The following is an 18,299-nucleotide window of genomic DNA, read 5'->3' on the forward strand; positions in this document are numbered from 1 at the left end:
CGCATGAAACTGTACAACCTTAAGGATCACAACGAGCAGGTCAGCTTCGCGCAGGCGATCAAACAAGGCCTGGGCAAGCAGCAGGGGCTGTTCTTCCCGCTGGAGCTGCCGGAGTTCGAACTGACCGAGATAGACCAACTGCTGGAGCAGGACTTTGTCACCCGCAGCAGCCGTATTCTGTCGGCCTTTATCGGCGAAGAGGTACCGGAAGCGGCGCTGAAGAAACGCGTGCAGGCCGCTTTTGAGTTCCCGGCGCCGGTGGCGAAAGTGACCGAAGACGTCTCCTGCCTGGAGCTGTTCCACGGCCCGACGCTGGCGTTCAAAGACTTCGGCGGCCGCTTTATGGCGCAGATGCTGGCGGAAGTGGCCGGCGATCAGCCGGTGACCATTTTGACCGCCACCTCCGGCGACACCGGCGCCGCCGTGGCGCACGCCTTCTACGGCCTGAAAAACGTCCGGGTGGTGATCCTCTATCCGCAGGGCAAAATCAGTCCGCTGCAGGAGAAGCTGTTCTGTACTCTGGGCGGCAACATTCACACCGTAGCGATCGACGGCGACTTCGATGCTTGCCAGGCACTGGTGAAGCAGGCGTTCGACGATCGGGAATTGAAGGACGCGCTGCACCTGAACTCGGCCAACTCGATCAACATCAGCCGCTTGCTGGCGCAGATCTGCTACTACTTCGAAGCGGTGGCGCAGCTGCCGCAGGAAGCGCGCAATCAGCTGGTGATTTCGGTGCCGAGCGGCAACTTCGGCGATCTGACCGCCGGGCTGCTGGCCAAGTCGCTGGGCCTGCCGGTGAAGCGCTTTATTGCCGCCACCAACGCCAACGACACCGTGCCGCGCTTCCTGACCAGTGGCCAGTGGCAGCCGCACGCCACGGTCGCGACGCTGTCCAACGCCATGGACGTCAGCCAGCCGAACAACTGGCCGCGCGTGGAAGAGCTGTTCCGTCGTAAGGTCTGGCAGCTGAAAGAGCTGGGCCACGCGGCGGTCAGCGATGAGACCACCAAGGAAACGATGCGTGAACTGGCCGAGCTGGGTTATATCTCCGAACCGCACGCGGCCATTGCCTATCGCGCGCTGCGCGATCGGCTGCAGGAAGGGGAGTTCGGTCTGTTCCTCGGCACCGCGCATCCGGCCAAGTTTAAAGAGAGCGTAGAAGCGATCCTCGGTCAGGAGCTGCCGTTGCCGAAAGCGCTGGCGCTGCGGGCCGATCTGCCGCTGCTGTCGCACACGCTGCCGGCCGGCTTTGCCGAGCTGCGCAAGTTCCTGATGGCGCTGCCGGCCTGAGGTTCGGCAGGCTAGAATGCGAAAAGCCGTCTTGCGACGGCTTTTTTTATGCCTGCTCCGGGCGTTTGAACACCAGTTCATTGCCCTGCGAGGCGGCTTCGTCGAAGGCGTAGCCTTCCAGGTTGAAGTCCACCAGCTGTTCGCTGCGCGTCAGGCGATTTTTGATGATAAAGCGGCTCATCAACCCGCGCGCTTTCTTGGCGTAGAAGCTGATGACCTTGTACTTGCCGTTCTTCTCGTCGAGGAACACCGGTTTGATCAGCGCGCCGTGCAGTTTGGCCGGCTTCACCGCCTTGAAATACTCGTCGGACGCCAGGTTGACCACCACGTTGTCGCCCTGCTGCTCCAGCGCTTCGTTGAGTTTCTGGGTGATTTTATCGCCCCAGAAGCTGTACAGGTCTTTGCCTTTCGGGTTTTCCAGCCTGATGCCCATCTCCAGCCGGTACGGCATCATCAGATCGAGCGGGCGCAGCACGCCATACAGGCCGGACAGCATGCGCAGATGCTGCTGGGCGAAGTCGAAATCGGCTTCGCTGAAATCCTGCGCCTGCAGGCCGGTGTAAACGTCGCCCTTGAACGCCAGCAGCGCCTGACGGGCATTGTCCGGGGTAAATTTCGGCTGCCACTCGCTAAAGCGCGCGGCGTTCAGCCCGGCCAGCTTGTCGCTGATGCTCATCAGGCTGGCGATTTGCGCCGGCGTCAGCTCGCGGCAAATTTTGATCAGCTGTTTCGACTTGTCCAGCATTTCGGGCTGCGTGAAGCGTTCTGTCGCCAGCGGGCTGTCGTAATCGAGAGTTTTTGCAGGGGAAATAATAACGAGCATGGCCAGATCCTGTTTATCCAAGTGCGGATACTGTAGCAAAAAGCGCGGGAAAAAGGGGCAATCGGTCCAATAGGCAGGGGCGCGCACCGTACGCGCCCCGGAAAACTCAGCGCGGCGGCTTTTGGTCGTCCCACACGCCCGGCTCCAACTGCGACTTCAGCTCCGGATAACGGTTGGCGTCGAAGGTCGGCAGCTTGCCCAGACGGCGTTGGCGATGGTAGTCGTCGGCCAGCTTAAGCGCCACCCGCGACAGCAACAGGATGGCCGTCAGGTTGGTGATGGCCATCAGCGCCATGGAGGTATCCGCCATTTTCCACACCAGCGGCAGCTCCGCCAGCGCGCCGAACATCACCATGCCCAACGCCACGCAGCGGAAAATCAGCAGGCCGCCCGGATGGTTGTGCTCGAGGAACACCAGGTTGCTCTCGGCATAGGCGTAGTTGGCGATGATCGAGGTGAAGGCGAAGAAGAAAATGGCGATGGCGACGAACGGCGCGCCCCAACTGCCGACGGCGGTCGACAGCGCGCGCTGGGTCAGATCGATGCCGCTGATGCTGTCGGTCGGCTGATCGAGAATGCCGGAGGAGAGGATGATCGCCGCGGTGGCGCTGCAGATGACGATGGTATCGATAAACACCCCGAGCATTTGCACATAGCCCTGTGAGGCCGGATGCGGCGGATAAGGCGAAGCGGACGCCGCCGCGTTGGGCGCCGAGCCCATGCCGGCTTCGTTGGAGAACAGGCCGCGCTGCACGCCCTGGGTCATCGCCTGGGAGATGCCGTAACCGACGGCGCCGGCCGCGGCTTCCTGCAGGCCGAAGGCGCTTTTGAAGATCAGCGTCAGGATCGCCGGCATGTGTTCGATGTTATGGCCAATCACCCAGAGGGCCAGCAACAGGTAGGCGCCGGCCATCAGCGGCACCACCAGCTCGGCCACTTTGGCGATGGAGCGGATGCCGCCGAAGATCACCACGCCGCTCAGCAGCACCAGGCCGATGCCGACGTGCAGCGGCTGCAAATGGAAGGCGACGGCGGAGGCCTGCGCGATGGAGTTGGCCTGCACGGCGTTGAACACCAGGCCGAACGCGATGATCAGGAAGATCGAGAACAGCACGCCCATCCAGCGCATGCCGAGACCCTTTTCCATGTAGTAGGCCGGGCCGCCGCGGTAGTTGCCGTTATCGTCTTTGGTTTTGTAGAGCTGCGCCAGCGAGCTTTCCACAAAGGAGGTGGCCATGCCGATAAACGCCACCACCCACATCCAGAAGATGGCGCCGGGGCCGCCGGCGGTCAGGGCGATGGCGACGCCGGTCAGGTTGCCGGTGCCGACGCGCGCCGCCAGCGTGGTGCACAGCGCCTGGAAAGAGGAGATGCCGGCGCTGTCGCTTTTATTGCTGTTTTTCAACACCGAGAACATGTGGCTGAAGTGGCGGAGCTGGATAAAGCGGGTGCGCAACGTGAAGTAGATGCCGGTGCCGAGCAGCAGATAAATCAGCACCGACCCCCACAAAATGTTGTTTATAAAATTCATCAGGTCCGTCAAGGGATCCCTCCTTTTATCGAAATTTAATGCGCACCTTGCAGCATCCACCGCAGGTGAAAAACATTGGCCTATTTTTTACAAGAGCTTAGCTGGAATCTGTCCGGCGTCAGTCGATTAAGATTTTTCGCAGATTAGCGGACGAATTGCATCAATTTTTTCGAATTTAACATAATTTATTCGGACAATAGCACGTTATTGCCTTTCCATCCGCTCGGTAATGGCGAAAGATATCGGCGTAAACGGTTGCTCGCCCAAGGATAAAACAGATGCCTGCGCGCCGCGGTTTTCCAGCCTTGCACCGGGCTTGGCGCATGTTATTATCAGGGCAGGGCATGGTTGAACAATGCCAAAAGTTCATGCACAAACGATGAGATAATGCCAACATGACCGACAAATTAACTTCCCTGCGCCAGCTGACCACGGTGGTTGCAGATACGGGTGATATCGCGGCAATGAAGCTGTATCAACCGCAGGACGCCACAACCAACCCTTCGCTGATCCTCAATGCAGCCCAAATTCCTGAATACCGTAAACTGATTGACGAAGCCATCGCCTGGGCGCGCGGCCAGAGCAGCGATCGCGAGCAGCAAATCGCCGACGCCGCCGACAAGCTGGCGGTCAACATCGGTCTGGAAATCCTCAAACTGGTTCCGGGCCGCATCTCAACCGAAGTGGATGCACGTCTGTCTTACGACACCGATGCCAGCGTGGCCAAGGCCAAGCGCCTGATCAAGCTGTACAACGAAGCCGGCATCAGCAACGATCGCATTCTGATCAAACTGGCCTCGACCTGGCAGGGCATCCGCGCGGCGGAGCAGCTGGAGAAAGAAGGCATCAACTGTAACCTGACGCTGCTGTTCTCCTTCGCTCAGGCTCGCGCCTGTGCCGAAGCCGGCGTTTACCTGATCTCGCCGTTCGTCGGCCGTATCCTCGACTGGTACAAAGCCAACGGCGACAAGAAAGAGTTCGCCCCGCATGAAGATCCGGGCGTGATCTCCGTGACCGAGATTTACCAGTACTACAAACAGCACGGTTACAACACCGTGGTGATGGGCGCCAGCTTCCGTAACGTCGGCGAAATCATCGAACTGGCCGGCTGCGACCGTCTGACCATCGCCCCTGCGCTGCTGAAAGAGCTGGCGGAGAGCGAAGGCGCGCTGGAGCGCAAACTGTCTTACACCGGTGAAGTGAAGGCGCGTCCTGCCGCACTGACCGAACCTGAGTTCTACTGGCAGCACAACCAGGATCCGATGGCGGTTGAGAAACTGACCGACGGCATCCGCAAGTTCGCCGTAGACCAGGGCAAACTGGAAAAAATGATCGCCGACCTGCTGTAATTCCGGCAGATCGCGCAGTAAAAAGGTGGCTCAGGCCACCTTTTTTTATGCCCGACTCTCCCGCCGGCGGGGGAAGCCCTTATACTCTCGGCAATGACAACAGAACGGGGACGAACCCGTTCGGACCCCATCAGGCTGTAGAGGTTACGCATGGATATTTTACGTATTGGTTTGGTTTCCGTTTCCGACCGCGCTTCCGGCGGCGTTTATCAGGATAAAGGCATTCCGGCGCTGGAGGAATGGCTGAGCGGCGCGCTGGCGACGCCGTTCAAGCTGGAAACCCGGCTGATCCCCGATGAGCAGACGCAAATTGAACAGACGCTGTGCGAGCTGGTGGACGAAATGGGTTGCCATCTGGTGCTGACCACCGGCGGCACCGGGCCGGCGCGACGCGACGTCACCCCCGACGCCACGCTGGCGATCGCCGATCGCGTGATGCCTGGCTTCGGCGAGCAAATGCGTCAGATCAGCCTACACTATGTGCCAACGGCAATTCTTTCTCGCCAGGTGGGGGCGATCCGCAAGCAGGCGCTGATCATCAACCTGCCCGGCCAGCCGAAGTCGATCAAGGAAACGCTGGAAGGGGTAAAAGATGAGCAGGGCAATGCGGTGGTGCACGGCATCTTCGCCAGCGTGCCTTATTGCATTCAACTGCTCGACGGGCCTTACGTCGAAACGCACGCCGCGGTGGTAGCAGCATTTCGGCCAAAGAGCGCGCGTCGCGAGATAAACCTCTAAATTTCAGCGTTCTGCGAGATCGGCTTCAGCCCGTCTGGTGTGAAAATAATTTGCCGCTATAGTAAGGATTCTTTTACAGAAAGCCTGCGGCTTTTATTTTTACAGCCTTTACCGACGGTGCCCTATGCCTCACGACAATAATCGCCGGCTGAACCGGCAAGACTACAAAACGCTGACGTTGGCCGCGTTGGGCGGCGCGCTGGAGTTTTACGACTTCATCATCTTCGTGTTCTTTGCCGCCGTGGTCGGCGATCTGTTCTTCCCGGCGGACATGCCGGAATGGCTGCGGCTGGTGCAAACCTTCGGCATCTTCGCCGCCGGCTATCTGGCCCGTCCGCTGGGCGGCATCGTGATGGCGCACTTTGGCGATCTGGTCGGCCGCAAAAAGATGTTTACCCTGAGCATTCTGCTGATGGCGTTGCCGACGCTGGCGATGGGCCTGCTGCCGACCTACGCCAGCATCGGCATCGCTGCGCCGCTGCTGCTGCTGTTGATGCGCGTGCTGCAGGGGGCGGCGATCGGCGGTGAGGTGCCGGGCGCCTGGGTCTTCGTCGCCGAACACGTGCCGCGCCGGCGCATCGGCTTCGCCTGCGGCACGCTGACCGCCGGGCTGACGGTAGGCATCCTGCTGGGCTCGGTGGTGGCGACGGTGATCAACACCACGCTCAGCCCGCAGAGCATTGCCGGCGGCGGCTGGCGCATTCCTTTCCTGTTGGGCGGCATGTTCGGCCTGGTGGCGATGTACCTGCGCCGTTGGCTGCAGGAAACGCCGATCTTCATCGAGATGCAGGCGCGTAAAGCGCTGGCCGAAGAGCTGCCGCTGAAGTCGGTGGTGCTCAACCACAAACGGGAGGTGGCGGTATCGATGCTGCTGACCTGGCTGCTCTCCGCCGGCATCGTGGTGGTGATCCTGATGACCCCGACCTATCTGCAAAAGCAGTTCGGCATCGCGCCGGCCTTGACGCTGCAGGCCAACAGCATCGCTACCATCATGCTGATCGCCGGCTGCATCGTCGCCGGTTTGTCGGCCGATCGCTTCGGCGCCAGCAAAACGCTGGTGGTCGGCAGCGTGCTGCTGGCCGGCTGCAGTTGGCTGTTCTATCAAACGGTGGGCGTGCGCCCGGAAATGCTGTTCGCCTGCTATGCCTTGGTGGGGTTCAGCGTAGGCGTGGTGGGGGCCGTGCCGTACGTGATGGTGCGGGCTTTCCCGGCGGAAGTGCGGTTTACCGGTATCTCGTTCTCATATAACGTCTCGTACGCTATTTTTGGCGGTCTAACCCCTATTTTTGTGACGCTGATCATGAAATTAACCCCGTTAGCACCCGCTTACTACGTGTTGGCGCTGTCGCTCATCGGGCTGCTGCTCGGCGTCTACCTGCATCGCGACCTGAACAGCGAAGCCGGGGAGCGGCAAGCCGATTCCTACAGCTAAAAAAAAGCCCTGCAATGCAGGGCTTTTTCGTCAGGGAAGGGCGATTATGCGGTGACCGGTGAGGTCGCGACGCGGGCCGGGGCCGGTTCGCCAATCGGCAGCACGGTGCGGCCGTATTGCTCGTTGAGCACTTCGGCCATCGCCAGGTAAATGGCGCTGGCGCCGCAGATGATGCCTTCATAACCGGCGAAGGTCAGCAGCGCGTGGTTGCCGGTGATGTTGCCGACGGCCAGCAGGGCGAACAGCAGCGTGAGGCTGGCGAACACGAACTGCAGTACGCGGTTGGCGCCCAGGGTGCCGAAGAACATGAACAGGGTGAAGATGCCCCACAGCGCCAGGTAGATGCCCAGCACGTGCGCCTCGGTGGCCTCAGCCAGGCCCAGACGCGGCAGCAGCAGCAGGCCGACCAGGCTCAGCCAGAAGCTGCCGTAGGCGGTGAAAGCGGTCATGCCGAAGGTGTTGCCCTTCTTGTATTCCAGCAGACCGGCCAGGATCTGGGCCAGGCCACCGAAGAAAATCCCCATGCTGATGATGGCGGAGTTCAGTGGGAAAAAGCCCGCGTTGTGCAGGTTCAGCAAGACGGTGGTCATCCCGAAGCCCATCAGGCCGAGAGGGCCGGGATTCGCCAACTTGTTGGTGTGCATAAGTCCTCTGCGATAACAGAAAATTAACGGAAACAGCGAAGTAAAATAATAAATGGTCTGAATGGCCAAAAAATCGAAGTTTTCCACCAGAGCGCGCGCATCATAATGATCCCCGCAGCCGGAAACAATGATCTGAATGACGATAAAAAAAAGAAATTTTTTTCGCCTTGCCCCTTGATGCCGGATTGGATGGCCCCATCTTATTTGCAACCGCAGCTGCTAACCGCGGGTCGCACTGAGATATCGGGCAGTTGAAAAGCAAAAAATCGCCCGCATATAGGTTAGCAACCTGACTGATTATGAATTTTTTAGTGGAGACGTTTAGATGGGCAAAATTATTGGTATCGACCTGGGTACTACCAACTCTTGCGTAGCAATTATGGATGGTGCCAAGGCACGCGTGCTGGAAAACGCCGAGGGCGACCGCACCACTCCTTCTATTATCGCATATACCCAGGACGGTGAAACTCTGGTTGGCCAGCCGGCTAAGCGTCAGGCAGTGACCAACCCTGAAAACACCCTGTTCGCCATCAAGCGCCTGATCGGTCGCCGCTTCCAGGATGAAGAAGCGCAGCGCGACAAAGCGATCATGCCGTACAAAATCGTCGAAGCCGACAACGGCGACGCCTGGCTGGAAGTGAAAGGCCAGAAAATGGCTCCGCCGCAGATCTCTGCGGAAGTGCTGAAAAAAATGAAGAAAACGGCGGAAGATTACCTGGGCGAACCGGTAACTGAAGCGGTTATCACCGTACCGGCTTACTTCAACGACGCCCAGCGTCAGGCGACCAAAGACGCCGGCCGCATCGCGGGTCTGGAAGTAAAACGCATCATCAACGAACCGACCGCTGCGGCCCTGGCCTACGGCCTGGACAAAGAAGTCGGCAACCGCACCATCGCGGTTTATGACCTGGGCGGTGGTACTTTCGATATCTCCATCATCGAAATCGACGACGTTGACGGCGAAAAAACCTTCGAAGTGCTGGCGACCAACGGTGACACCCACCTGGGTGGCGAAGACTTCGACAGCCGTCTGATCAACTACCTGGTGGAAGAGTTCAAGAAAGATCAGGGTATCGATCTGCGCAACGATCCGCTGGCGATGCAACGCCTGAAAGAAGCCGCTGAGAAAGCGAAGATCGAACTGTCTTCCGCTCAGCAGACCGACGTTAACCTGCCGTACATCACTGCAGACGCGACCGGTCCAAAACACATGAACATCAAAGTGACTCGCGCCAAACTCGAGTCGCTGGTTGAAGATCTGGTTGCGCGCTCTATCGAGCCGCTGAAAGTGGCGCTGAAAGACGCAGGCCTGTCGGTTTCCGACATTCAGGACGTGATCCTGGTGGGCGGCCAGACCCGTATGCCAATGGTGCAGAAGAAAGTCGCAGACTTCTTCGGCAAAGAACCGCGTAAAGACGTGAACCCGGACGAAGCGGTTGCCGTGGGCGCGGCGGTACAGGGCGGCGTGTTGGCCGGTGATGTGAAGGACGTTCTGCTGCTGGACGTGACCCCGCTGTCGCTGGGTATCGAAACCATGGGCAGCGTGATGACGCCGCTGATCACCAAAAACACCACGATCCCGACCAAGCACAGCCAGGTGTTCTCTACCGCTGAAGACAACCAGTCTGCGGTAACCATCCACGTGCTGCAGGGTGAGCGTAAGCGCGCCAGCGATAACAAATCTCTGGGCCAGTTCAACCTGGACGGCATCCAGGCGGCACCGCGCGGCATGGCGCAGATCGAAGTGACCTTCGATATCGATGCCGACGGCATCCTGCACGTGTCCGCCAAAGACAAGAACACCGGCCGTGAGCAGAAGATCACCATCAAGGCATCTTCTGGCCTGAACGAAGACGAAATCCAGAAAATGGTGCGCGACGCCGAGCTGAACGCTGAAGCCGACCGCAAGTTCGAAGAGCTGGTGCAGACGCGTAACCAGGCGGATCATCTGATCCACGGCACGCGCAAGCAGCTGGAAGAAGCGGGCGACAAACTGCCGGCGGAAGACAAAACGGCGATCGAAGCGGCGCTGAAAGATCTGGAAGCGGCGGTGAAAGGCGAAGACAAAGCCGAGATCGAAGCGAAAACTCAGGCTCTGGTGCAGGTTTCCGGCAAACTGCTGGAAATGGCTCAGGCGCAGCAGGCTCAGCAGGGTGCTGACGCCGGCGCGGACAACGCGGCGCAGAAAGACGACGACGTGGTTGACGCTGAGTTCGAAGAAGTTAAAGACAAAAAATAATCGCCCTTAAGCGGGCACGGGGCGGCCGAGGTGCCGTTCCCGGAAACCAGCACGGGCGTCGAGGCAACTCTGCGCCCGTGCACGCATGTTAAGGGTAAGCAAAAGAATGGCGAAGAAAGACTATTACGAGATTCTCGGCGTCAGCAAGACGGCGGATGAACGTGAGATCAAAAAGGCGTACAAACGCCTGGCGATGAAATACCATCCTGACCGCAACCAGGAACAAGACGCCGAAATCAAGTTTAAAGAAGTTAAAGAAGCTTACGAAGTCCTGACCGACGACCAGAAACGCGCGGCCTACGACCAGTATGGGCACGCGGCCTTTGAACAGGGCGGCATGGGCGGCGGCGGCTTTGGCGGCGGTGCCGACTTCAGCGATATCTTTGGCGACGTGTTTGGCGACATCTTCGGCGGAGGCCGCCGTCAGCGCGCCAGCCGCGGTTCCGATCTGCGCTATAACATGGAGCTGACCCTCGAGGAAGCGGTACGTGGCGTCACCAAAGAGATCCGCATCCCGACGCTGGAAGAGTGCGACGTCTGCCACGGCAGCGGCGCCAAGCCGGGCAGCTCGCCGGTGACCTGCCCAACCTGTCACGGCCAGGGCCAGGTGCAGATGCGCCAGGGCTTCTTCACCGTGCAGCAGGCGTGTCCGCACTGCCATGGCCGCGGTCAGATCATCAAAGATCCATGCAACAAGTGCCACGGCCACGGCCGGGTAGAGAAATCCAAAACGCTGTCGGTGAAAATTCCGGCCGGCGTCGATACCGGCGACCGCATCCGCCTGGCGGGTGAAGGCGAAGCCGGCGAGCACGGCGCACCGGCGGGCGATCTGTACGTTCAGGTGCAGGTGAAGGCGCACCCGATCTTCGAGCGTGAAGGCAATAACCTGTACTGTGAAGTGCCGATCAACTTCGCCATGGCGGCGCTGGGCGGCGAGATTGAAGTGCCGACGCTGGACGGCCGGGTGAAACTGAAGGTGCCTTCGGAGACCCAAACCGGCAAGCTGTTCCGCATGCGCGGCAAGGGTGTGAAATCGGTGCGTGGCGGCAGCCAGGGCGACCTGCTGTGCCGCGTGGTGGTGGAAACCCCGGTCAATCTGAACGACAAGCAGAAGCAGCTGCTGCGTGAGCTGGAAGAGAGCCTGGGTGGCCCGTCCGGTGACAAGAACAGCCCGCGTTCGAAGAGCTTCTTCGACGGGGTGAAAAAGTTCTTTGACGATCTGACTCGCTAACCTGCTGTTTCTGTTGGTTTATGTTCTAACCCCGGGCGTTTGTCCCGGGGTTTTTATTTGCACGCCACGCCCCTAATCCCCTATAAATAATGTGACTTATTCGTGCTTTTGATCGGTTTTATCGAGCTATTTAGCATTTATAAACTTATTTTTTCGAACTAAAACGCCCTCTATACTCACTTCATGACTGTGGTTTGCAGGGCGCTACGCCCTGCACAGATTTGGAGAGACGTACTGTGACCAATATCATTCGTCAATTTTTACGTCAGGAAGCTGCGGGCGGCATCATTCTGATCGCGGCGGCAATCGTCGCCCTGATCATGGCCAACACCCCGGCGCAGGGGATCTATCAGGCATTCCTTAACCTGCCGGTGATGGTGAAGATTGCTTCGCTGGAGATCGCCAAGCCGCTGCTGCTGTGGATCAACGATGGCCTGATGGCCATCTTCTTCCTGGTGGTGGGGCTGGAGGTCAAGCGCGAGTTGATGCAAGGCTCGCTGTCCGGGCGCGACAAGGCGGTGTTTCCGGCGATCGCCGCGCTGGGGGGCATGCTGGCGCCGGCGCTGATTTACCTGTTGTTCAACGGCGCGGATGAAGTCACCCGCCAGGGCTGGGCGATCCCGGCCGCGACCGATATCGCCTTCGCGCTGGGCGTAATGGCGCTGCTGGGCAACCGGGTGCCGACCAGCCTGAAAGTGTTCCTGCTGGCGTTGGCGATCATCGATGACCTGGGCGTGATTATCATCATCGCGCTGTTCTACACCCACGAAGTGTCGATGGTGGCGCTGGGCGTGGCGGCGGCGGCGACGGTGCTATTGGCGGTAATGAACTGGCGTGGCGTGGGTAAAACCTCGCTGTATATGATGGTCGGCCTGGTGTTGTGGGTAGCGATCCTCAAGTCCGGGGTGCATGCGACGCTGGCCGGGGTGATCGTCGGCTTTATGATCCCGCTGAACGTGAAGAAGGGGCCGTCGCCGTCGGAAACGCTGGAACATGAGCTGCACCCCTGGGTTGCGTTTATGATCCTGCCGCTGTTCGCTTTCGCCAACGCCGGGGTTTCTTTGCAGGGCGTATCGCTGGAAGGATTGACGTCGCTGCTGCCGGTTGGGATTGCGGCCGGCCTGTTTATCGGTAAACCGCTGGGGATTTTCCTCTTCAGCCTGCTGGCGGTGAAAATGGGCATCGCCCGTTTGCCTGAAGGCATCGGCTTCAAACAGGTGTTTGCCGTTTCGGTGCTCTGCGGCATTGGTTTCACCATGTCGATTTTTATCGCCTCGCTGGCGTTCGGCGATGCGGATGCGGCGCTCAGCACCTATTCCCGCCTGGGGATCTTGTTGGGCTCCACCGCTGCGGCGGTGGTAGGGTATGGATTGCTGCGTCTGGCGTTGCCGCGCGTACGTTAATCCTGAATGTGTCTGGTAAGGGCACATAATAAAATGGCTGGTCGGAGCTGCACGGTATAAAATATGTGCAGCTTCGGCCGTTGTTCGTTGGGACTAATGGGGCTATACGTTGTCTGAAGCAGGGAAAGGAAGTTTGTCGCTCGTCACGGCACACCGTTTGCCGCTGCGAAACGTTGTTAAGGAGAGCCGCTCGTGAGGATGTCGCATATCAACTTTAATCACCTTTACTATTTCTGGCAGGTCTGCAAGGCCGGTTCCGTGGTCGGTGCCGCCGAAGCGTTGTTTCTGACGCCGCAGACCATCACCGGCCAGATCAAGGCGCTGGAAGAGCGGTTGGACGGCAAGCTGTTCAAACGTCAGGGGCGCGGGTTGGTGCCTTCGGAGCTGGGGCAACTGGTGTTTCGTTATGCCGACAAGATGTTTATGCTCAGCCAGGAAATGCTGGATATCGTCAACTACCGAAAAGAGTCGAATCTGCTGTTCGACGTCGGCGTGGCCGATGCGCTGTCGAAGCGCCTGGTCAGCCAGGTATTGGAAACGGCGGTGGTGGTAGACAACGAACAGATCCACCTGCGTTGCTTTGAATCGACGCACGAGATGCTGCTGGAGCAGCTCAGCCAGCACAAGCTGGATATGATCCTGTCGGATTGTCCGGTGGACTCCAGCCAGCAGGAAGGGCTGTTCTCGCTGAAGCTGGGCGAGTGCGGCATCAGCTTCTTCTGCCGCCAGCCGGCGCCGGAGCTGCCGTTCCCGGCTTGTCTGGAGCAGCGCAAACTGCTGATCCCCGGCCGCCGCTCGATGCTGGGGCGCAAGCTGCTCAACTGGTTCAATACGCAGGGTATTCAGGTGGAGATCCTGGGCGAGTTCGACGATGCGGCGCTGATGAAGGCCTTCGGCATGTATCACAATGCGATTTTCGTGGCGCCGACGTTGTATGCGCAGGATACCTACAACGATGACAACGTGGTGGAGATTGGGCGCATCGACAGCGTGCAGGAGGAGTATTACATCATCTTCGCCGAGCGCATGATCCAGCATCCGGCGGTGCAGCGCGTGTGCAACAAAGATTTTTCTGCGCTGTTTTCCTGCTAGCGGTTCACTGAATGCAGGACGTAAAAAAACCGGCCTGAGCCGGTTTTTTTATCAAGCAGATAACGAAATGCTTATTGCATTGCGTTGATGCGTGCAGTCAGGTTTGACTTATGACGCGCTGCTTTGTTTTTGTGGATCAGGCCTTTAGCTGCCTGACGGTCCACCAGTGGCTGCATTACCAGGAATGCATTTTGTGCTGCTTCTTTGTCGCCAGCTGCGATAGCTGCGTCTACCTTCTTGATGAAGGTACGCACCATTGAGCGACGGCTTGCGTTATGCTTGCGGCGTTTCTCAGACTGTACGGCGCGTTTCTTAGCTGATTTGATATTAGCCAAGGTCCAACTCCCAAATATATTCTATTGAGGACAATTCAAAGGCCGAGGAATATGCCCTTTTAGCCTTCGTTTGTCAATGGATTTGTGCAAATAAGCGCCGTTTGTACAGGCGGCACTCGCTACGTTGTGATGGCGCAGGATTTTACCAGCTTCGCTCTTGGGAATACAGTGTTTCGCGAGAAAATTCGCCAATGTTTTGCCGCGGCGGGCGCAAGCCGTTGGCTGCGGTCGAGAATCGGCCCGGCGGCGCCGGATAAACTGCGGCGAAGCCGTTTCACGCGCAGATTATCTCCGGTATGGTGTGTCTATTACATAAAGGCACCAATCGCGGGTTAACCTTACCGGCTGTACAAGGTATAATCCGCCGATTTCCACTGTTTTGAGCCAGCTATGGAGCTAATTCGCGGCATTCACAATATCCGGGCGCGCCACCATGGTTGCGTGCTCACCATCGGCAACTTTGACGGCGTGCATCGCGGTCATCAGGCGTTGCTGGAGCAGTTGAAGCAACAAGGGCAACGCCTCGGGCTGCCGGTGATGGTCATGATCTTTGAGCCGCAGCCGCTGGAGATGTTCGCCGCAGACAAGGCGCCGGCCCGCTTGACGCGCCTGCGCGACAAGGCCAACTACCTGGCGCAGGCGGGCGTCGATTACCTGCTCTGCGTCAAGTTCGATCCGCGTTTTGCCGCCAACACCGCGCAGGCGTTCGTCGCCGAGCTGCTGGTGGAAAAGCTGGGCGTCAAATTCCTGATGGTGGGGGATGATTTTCGCTTTGGCGCCGGGCGCCAGGGCGATTTTCCGCTATTGCAGCAGGCCGGAAAAGAGTACGGCTTCGAGGTGGTCAGCACCCCGACCTTCCGCGAAGGCGATCGGCGCATCAGCAGCACCGCGATCCGCACCGCGCTGAGCGAGGACGATCTGCCGCTGGCGGAGACCCTGCTGGGCCACCCGTACAGCATCTCCGGGCGCGTGGTGCATGGCGACGAGCTGGGCCGCACCATCGGCTTCCCGACCGCCAACCTGCCGCTCAAGCGCCTGGTGGCGCCGGTGAAAGGGGTGTATGCGGTGGAAGTGTACGGCCTGGGGCCGCCGCCGCTGCCGGGCGTGGCCAATATCGGTACGCGCCCGACCGTCGCCGGCGTGCGCCAGCAGCTGGAAGTGCATCTGCTGGATGTCACAATGGATCTTTACGGGCGCCATATTGAGGTGGTGCTCCGCGCAAAATTGCGCAATGAACAGCGGTTTGCTTCGCTCGATGCCCTGAAGCAGCAAATCGCCAATGATGTGGTGACGGCCCGGAAGTTCTTCGGGCTACAGACACCGGTTTAATCTCTATAGCCGAAAACGGAACCGAGAATCTAATGAGTGACTACAAGAATACCCTGAACTTGCCGGAAACAGGGTTCCCGATGCGCGGCGATCTCGCCAAGCGCGAACCTGGCATGCTGCAACGTTGGTATGAACAGGATCTGTACGGGATTATTCGTACTGCCAAAAAGGGCAAAAAAACCTTCATTTTGCATGACGGCCCTCCGTATGCGAACGGCAGCATTCACATTGGTCACTCGGTTAACAAGATTCTCAAAGACATTATCATCAAGTCGAAAGGGATGGCCGGCTTCGACTCGCCTTATGTGCCGGGTTGGGACTGCCACGGCCTGCCTATCGAACTGAAGGTTGAACAGCTGTACGGCAAACCGGGCGAGAAGCTGACGGCGGCCGAGTTCCGCCAGAAGTGCCGCGAGTACGCGGCCGAGCAGGTTGAAGGCCAGAAAAAGGACTTCATCCGCCTGGGCGTGCTGGGCGACTGGGATCGTCCGTACCTGACCATGGACTTCAAAACCGAAGCCAACATCATCCGCGCGCTGGGCAAGATCATCAGCAACGGCCACCTGCTGAAAGGCGCCAAGCCGGTTCACTGGTGCACCGACTGCGGATCGTCGCTGGCGGAAGCGGAAGTGGAGTATTACGACAAGACTTCGCCGTCGATCGACGTGACTTTCCATGCGGCCGACGCGGCTGCCGTGGCGGCCAAGTTCGGCGTGAGCAACTTCAGCGGCGCCATCTCCCTGGTTATCTGGACCACCACCCCGTGGACCCTGCCGGCCAACCGCGCGATCTCGCTGCACCCGGACTTCACCTATCAGCTGGTGCAGGTTGACGGCCAGTGCCTGATCCTGGCGGCCGAGCTGGTGGAAAGCGTGATGAAACGCGCCGGCATCACCGAATGGACGGTGCTGGGCAGCTGCAAAGGCGCCGATCTGGAGCTGCTGCGCTTCAAACACCCGTTTATGGGCTTCGACGTGCCGGCCATTATGGGCGAGCACGTGACGCTGGACGCCGGTACCGGTGCGGTGCATACCGCAGGTGGCCACGGTCCGGATGACTTCGTCATCAGCCAAAAATACGGTCTGGAGATCGCCAACCCGGTAGGGCCGAACGGCTGCTACCTGACCGGTACCCATCCGCTGCTGGACGGCAAGTTCGTCTTCAAGGCCAACGATCTGATCGTCGACCTGCTGCGTGAGAAAGGTGCGCTGCTGCACGTCGAGAAGTTCCTGCACAGCTACCCGTGCTGCTGGCGCCACAAGACGCCGATCATCTTCCGCGCCACGCCGCAATGGTTCATCAGCATGGATCAGAAAGGCCTGCGTCAGCAGTCGCTGGAAGAGATCAAAGGCGTGCAGTGGATCCCGGATTGGGGCCAGGCGCGCATCGAAATGATGGTGGCCAACCGCCCGGACTGGTGCATCTCGCGTCAGCGCACCTGGGGCGTGCCGATGTCGCTGTTCGTGCATAAAGAAACCGAGCAGCTGCACCCGCGCAGCGTTGAGCTGATGGAAGAAGTGGCCAAGCGCGTCGAGCAAGACGGCATTCAGGCCTGGTGGGATCTGGACGCGGCCGACATCCTCGGCGCGGACGCCGCCGACTACGTGAAAGTGCCGGATACGCTGGACGTGTGGTTCGACTCCGGTTCCACCCACGCTTCGGTGGTCGACGTGCGTCCTGAGTTCCACGGCCACAGCGCCGACATGTATCTGGAAGGCTCCGACCAACACCGCGGCTGGTTCATGTCATCGCTGATGATCTCCACCGCGATGAAAGGCAAGGCGCCTTATAAAGAAGTGCTGACCCACGGCTTCACCGTTGACGGCCAGGGCCGCAAGATGTCCAAGTCGATCGGCAACACCGTCAGCCCGCAGGACGTGATGAACAAGCTGGGCGGCGACATTCTGCGTCTGTGGGTGGCGTCGACCGATTACACCGGCGAGATTGCGGTGTCCGACGAGATCCTCAAGCGTTCCGCCGACTCTTATCGCCGCATCCGCAACACCGCGCGCTTCCTGCTGGCCAACCTGAACGGGTTCGAGCCGAGCACCGATTGCGTGGCGCCGGAAGACATGGTGGTGCTGGATCGCTGGGCGGTCGGCCGTGCGCTGGCGGCGCAGCAGGATATCGAGCAGGCTTACGCCAACTACGATTTCCATGAAGTGGTGCAGCGTCTGATGCAGTTCTGCTCGGTCGAGATGGGCTCCTTCTACCTGGATATCATCAAGGATCGTCAGTACACCGCGAAGAGCGACAGCGTCGCCCGCCGCAGCTGCCAGACCGCGCTGTATCACATCGTGGAAGCGCTGGTGCGCTGGATGGCGCCGATCATGTCGTTCACTGCGGACGAGATCTGGGGCTTTATGCCGGGCAAGCGCGCGCAGTACGTGTTCACCGAAGAGTGGTACGACGGCCTGTTCGGGCTGGCGGAAGGCGAGCCGATGAACGACGCTTTCTGGGCCGAGCTGCTGAAAGTGCGCGGCGAAGTGAACAAGGTGCTGGAGCAGGCGCGCGCCGACAAACGCCTCGGCGGTTCGCTGGAAGCGGCGGTGACGCTGTATGCCGACAGCGAGCTGGCGGCGCGCCTGAACAGCCTGCAGGATGAGCTGCGCTTCGTGCTGCTGACCTCTGCGGCAAGCGTGGCGCCATTGGCGGAGGCGCCGGCCGACGCGCAGGCTTCCGAGCTGCTGAAAGGGCTGAAGATCGCCTTCAGCACGGCACCGGGTGAGAAGTGCCCGCGCTGCTGGCATTACACCACCGATATCGGCCTGGTGGCGGAGCATGCAGACATCTGCGGCCGCTGTGTAAGCAACGTCGCCGGTGACGGCGAGAAGCGTAACTTTGCCTGAGAACTCGCGCC

At 59.6% G+C, this 18,299-nt stretch carries 14 protein-coding genes; 10 read left to right on the forward strand and 4 right to left on the reverse strand.

The features are described 5' to 3' along the window. Nucleotides 1–3: 3 nt before the first annotated feature. Nucleotides 4–1,293 carry a threonine synthase gene (thrC, locus tag SSARUM2_RS02935; RefSeq protein WP_033649143.1) on the forward strand — a complete coding sequence of 430 codons (1,290 nt, stop codon included), beginning with the start codon at nucleotides 4–6 and terminating at the stop codon, nucleotides 1,291–1,293. Between the two features lie 46 nt (nucleotides 1,294–1,339). Here the strand turns inward: thrC and yaaA are convergent, their stop codons facing one another. Together yaaA and SSARUM2_RS02945 are read right to left on the reverse strand one after the other, a co-directional pair. Beyond that, nucleotides 1,340–2,116 (reverse strand): peroxide stress protein YaaA, encoded by a 777-nt coding sequence (yaaA, locus tag SSARUM2_RS02940; RefSeq protein ID WP_049213071.1) that lies wholly within the window; start codon nucleotides 2,114–2,116, stop codon nucleotides 1,340–1,342. A gap of 106 nt (nucleotides 2,117–2,222) precedes the next feature. Then, nucleotides 2,223–3,659 carry a sodium:alanine symporter family protein gene (locus tag SSARUM2_RS02945; RefSeq protein WP_033637048.1) on the reverse strand — a complete coding sequence of 479 codons (1,437 nt, stop codon included), beginning with the start codon at nucleotides 3,657–3,659 and terminating at the stop codon, nucleotides 2,223–2,225. A 383-nt stretch (nucleotides 3,660–4,042) separates the two neighbouring features. Between SSARUM2_RS02945 and tal the strand changes: the two genes are divergently transcribed. The 3 genes from tal (at nucleotide 4,043) to SSARUM2_RS02960 (ending at nucleotide 7,166) form a co-directional block, all read left to right on the forward strand. Next, complete coding sequence (gene tal, locus SSARUM2_RS02950) at nucleotides 4,043–4,996, forward strand: transaldolase (RefSeq protein ID WP_033637049.1); 954 nt, start codon at nucleotides 4,043–4,045, stop codon at nucleotides 4,994–4,996. 150 nt (nucleotides 4,997–5,146) lie between these two features. After that, nucleotides 5,147–5,734 (forward strand): molybdopterin adenylyltransferase, encoded by a 588-nt coding sequence (gene mog / locus SSARUM2_RS02955; protein WP_004932980.1) that lies wholly within the window; start codon nucleotides 5,147–5,149, stop codon nucleotides 5,732–5,734. Between the two features lie 124 nt (nucleotides 5,735–5,858). Beyond that, on the forward strand, nucleotides 5,859–7,166 hold the full coding sequence (locus SSARUM2_RS02960; protein WP_033637050.1) for an MFS transporter: 1,308 nt from the start codon (nucleotides 5,859–5,861) through the stop codon (nucleotides 7,164–7,166). 44 nt (nucleotides 7,167–7,210) lie between these two features. Here SSARUM2_RS02960 and satP read toward each other — a convergent pair whose 3' ends face one another. Then, nucleotides 7,211–7,810 (reverse strand): acetate uptake transporter, encoded by a 600-nt coding sequence (gene satP / locus SSARUM2_RS02965; RefSeq protein WP_033638663.1) that lies wholly within the window; start codon nucleotides 7,808–7,810, stop codon nucleotides 7,211–7,213. A 325-nt stretch (nucleotides 7,811–8,135) separates the two neighbouring features. Between satP and dnaK the strand changes: the two genes are divergently transcribed. From dnaK to nhaR, 4 genes are all read left to right on the forward strand, one after another. Next, on the forward strand, nucleotides 8,136–10,049 hold the full coding sequence (dnaK, locus tag SSARUM2_RS02970) for a molecular chaperone DnaK (RefSeq protein WP_004932972.1): 1,914 nt from the start codon (nucleotides 8,136–8,138) through the stop codon (nucleotides 10,047–10,049). Between the two features lie 106 nt (nucleotides 10,050–10,155). Next, nucleotides 10,156–11,280, forward strand: a complete 1,125-nt coding sequence (gene dnaJ / locus SSARUM2_RS02975; RefSeq protein ID WP_033637051.1) for a molecular chaperone DnaJ — start codon at nucleotides 10,156–10,158, stop codon at nucleotides 11,278–11,280. Nucleotides 11,281–11,516: 236 nt separating this feature from the next. Further along, a complete protein-coding gene (gene nhaA / locus SSARUM2_RS02980; RefSeq protein ID WP_033649145.1) occupies nucleotides 11,517–12,683 on the forward strand; it encodes a Na+/H+ antiporter NhaA in 1,167 nt (388 codons plus the stop codon). A gap of 192 nt (nucleotides 12,684–12,875) precedes the next feature. Next, the gene (gene nhaR / locus SSARUM2_RS02985) at nucleotides 12,876–13,775 is read left to right on the forward strand and encodes a transcriptional activator NhaR (protein ID WP_004932962.1); all 900 of its coding nucleotides are present in this window, start codon (nucleotides 12,876–12,878) and stop codon (nucleotides 13,773–13,775) included. 71 nt (nucleotides 13,776–13,846) lie between these two features. On the opposite strand, the gene rpsT is transcribed toward nhaR, so the two are convergent. Further along, nucleotides 13,847–14,110 (reverse strand): 30S ribosomal protein S20, encoded by a 264-nt coding sequence (rpsT, locus tag SSARUM2_RS02990; protein ID WP_004932960.1) that lies wholly within the window; start codon nucleotides 14,108–14,110, stop codon nucleotides 13,847–13,849. 390 nt (nucleotides 14,111–14,500) lie between these two features. Here rpsT and ribF point away from each other — a divergent pair, with 390 nt between their 5' ends. Together ribF and ileS are read left to right on the forward strand one after the other, a co-directional pair. Continuing rightward, nucleotides 14,501–15,439, forward strand: a complete 939-nt coding sequence (gene ribF, locus SSARUM2_RS02995; RefSeq protein WP_060452783.1) for a bifunctional riboflavin kinase/FAD synthetase — start codon at nucleotides 14,501–14,503, stop codon at nucleotides 15,437–15,439. A 32-nt stretch (nucleotides 15,440–15,471) separates the two neighbouring features. Then, a complete protein-coding gene (ileS, locus tag SSARUM2_RS03000; protein ID WP_033649149.1) occupies nucleotides 15,472–18,288 on the forward strand; it encodes an isoleucine--tRNA ligase in 2,817 nt (938 codons plus the stop codon). Nucleotides 18,289–18,299 lie beyond the last annotated feature (11 nt).

It is taken from the genome of Serratia sp. K-E0102, assembly GCF_029962625.1.
In the GTDB taxonomy this organism is placed as follows: domain Bacteria; phylum Pseudomonadota; class Gammaproteobacteria; order Enterobacterales; family Enterobacteriaceae; genus Serratia; species Serratia sarumanii.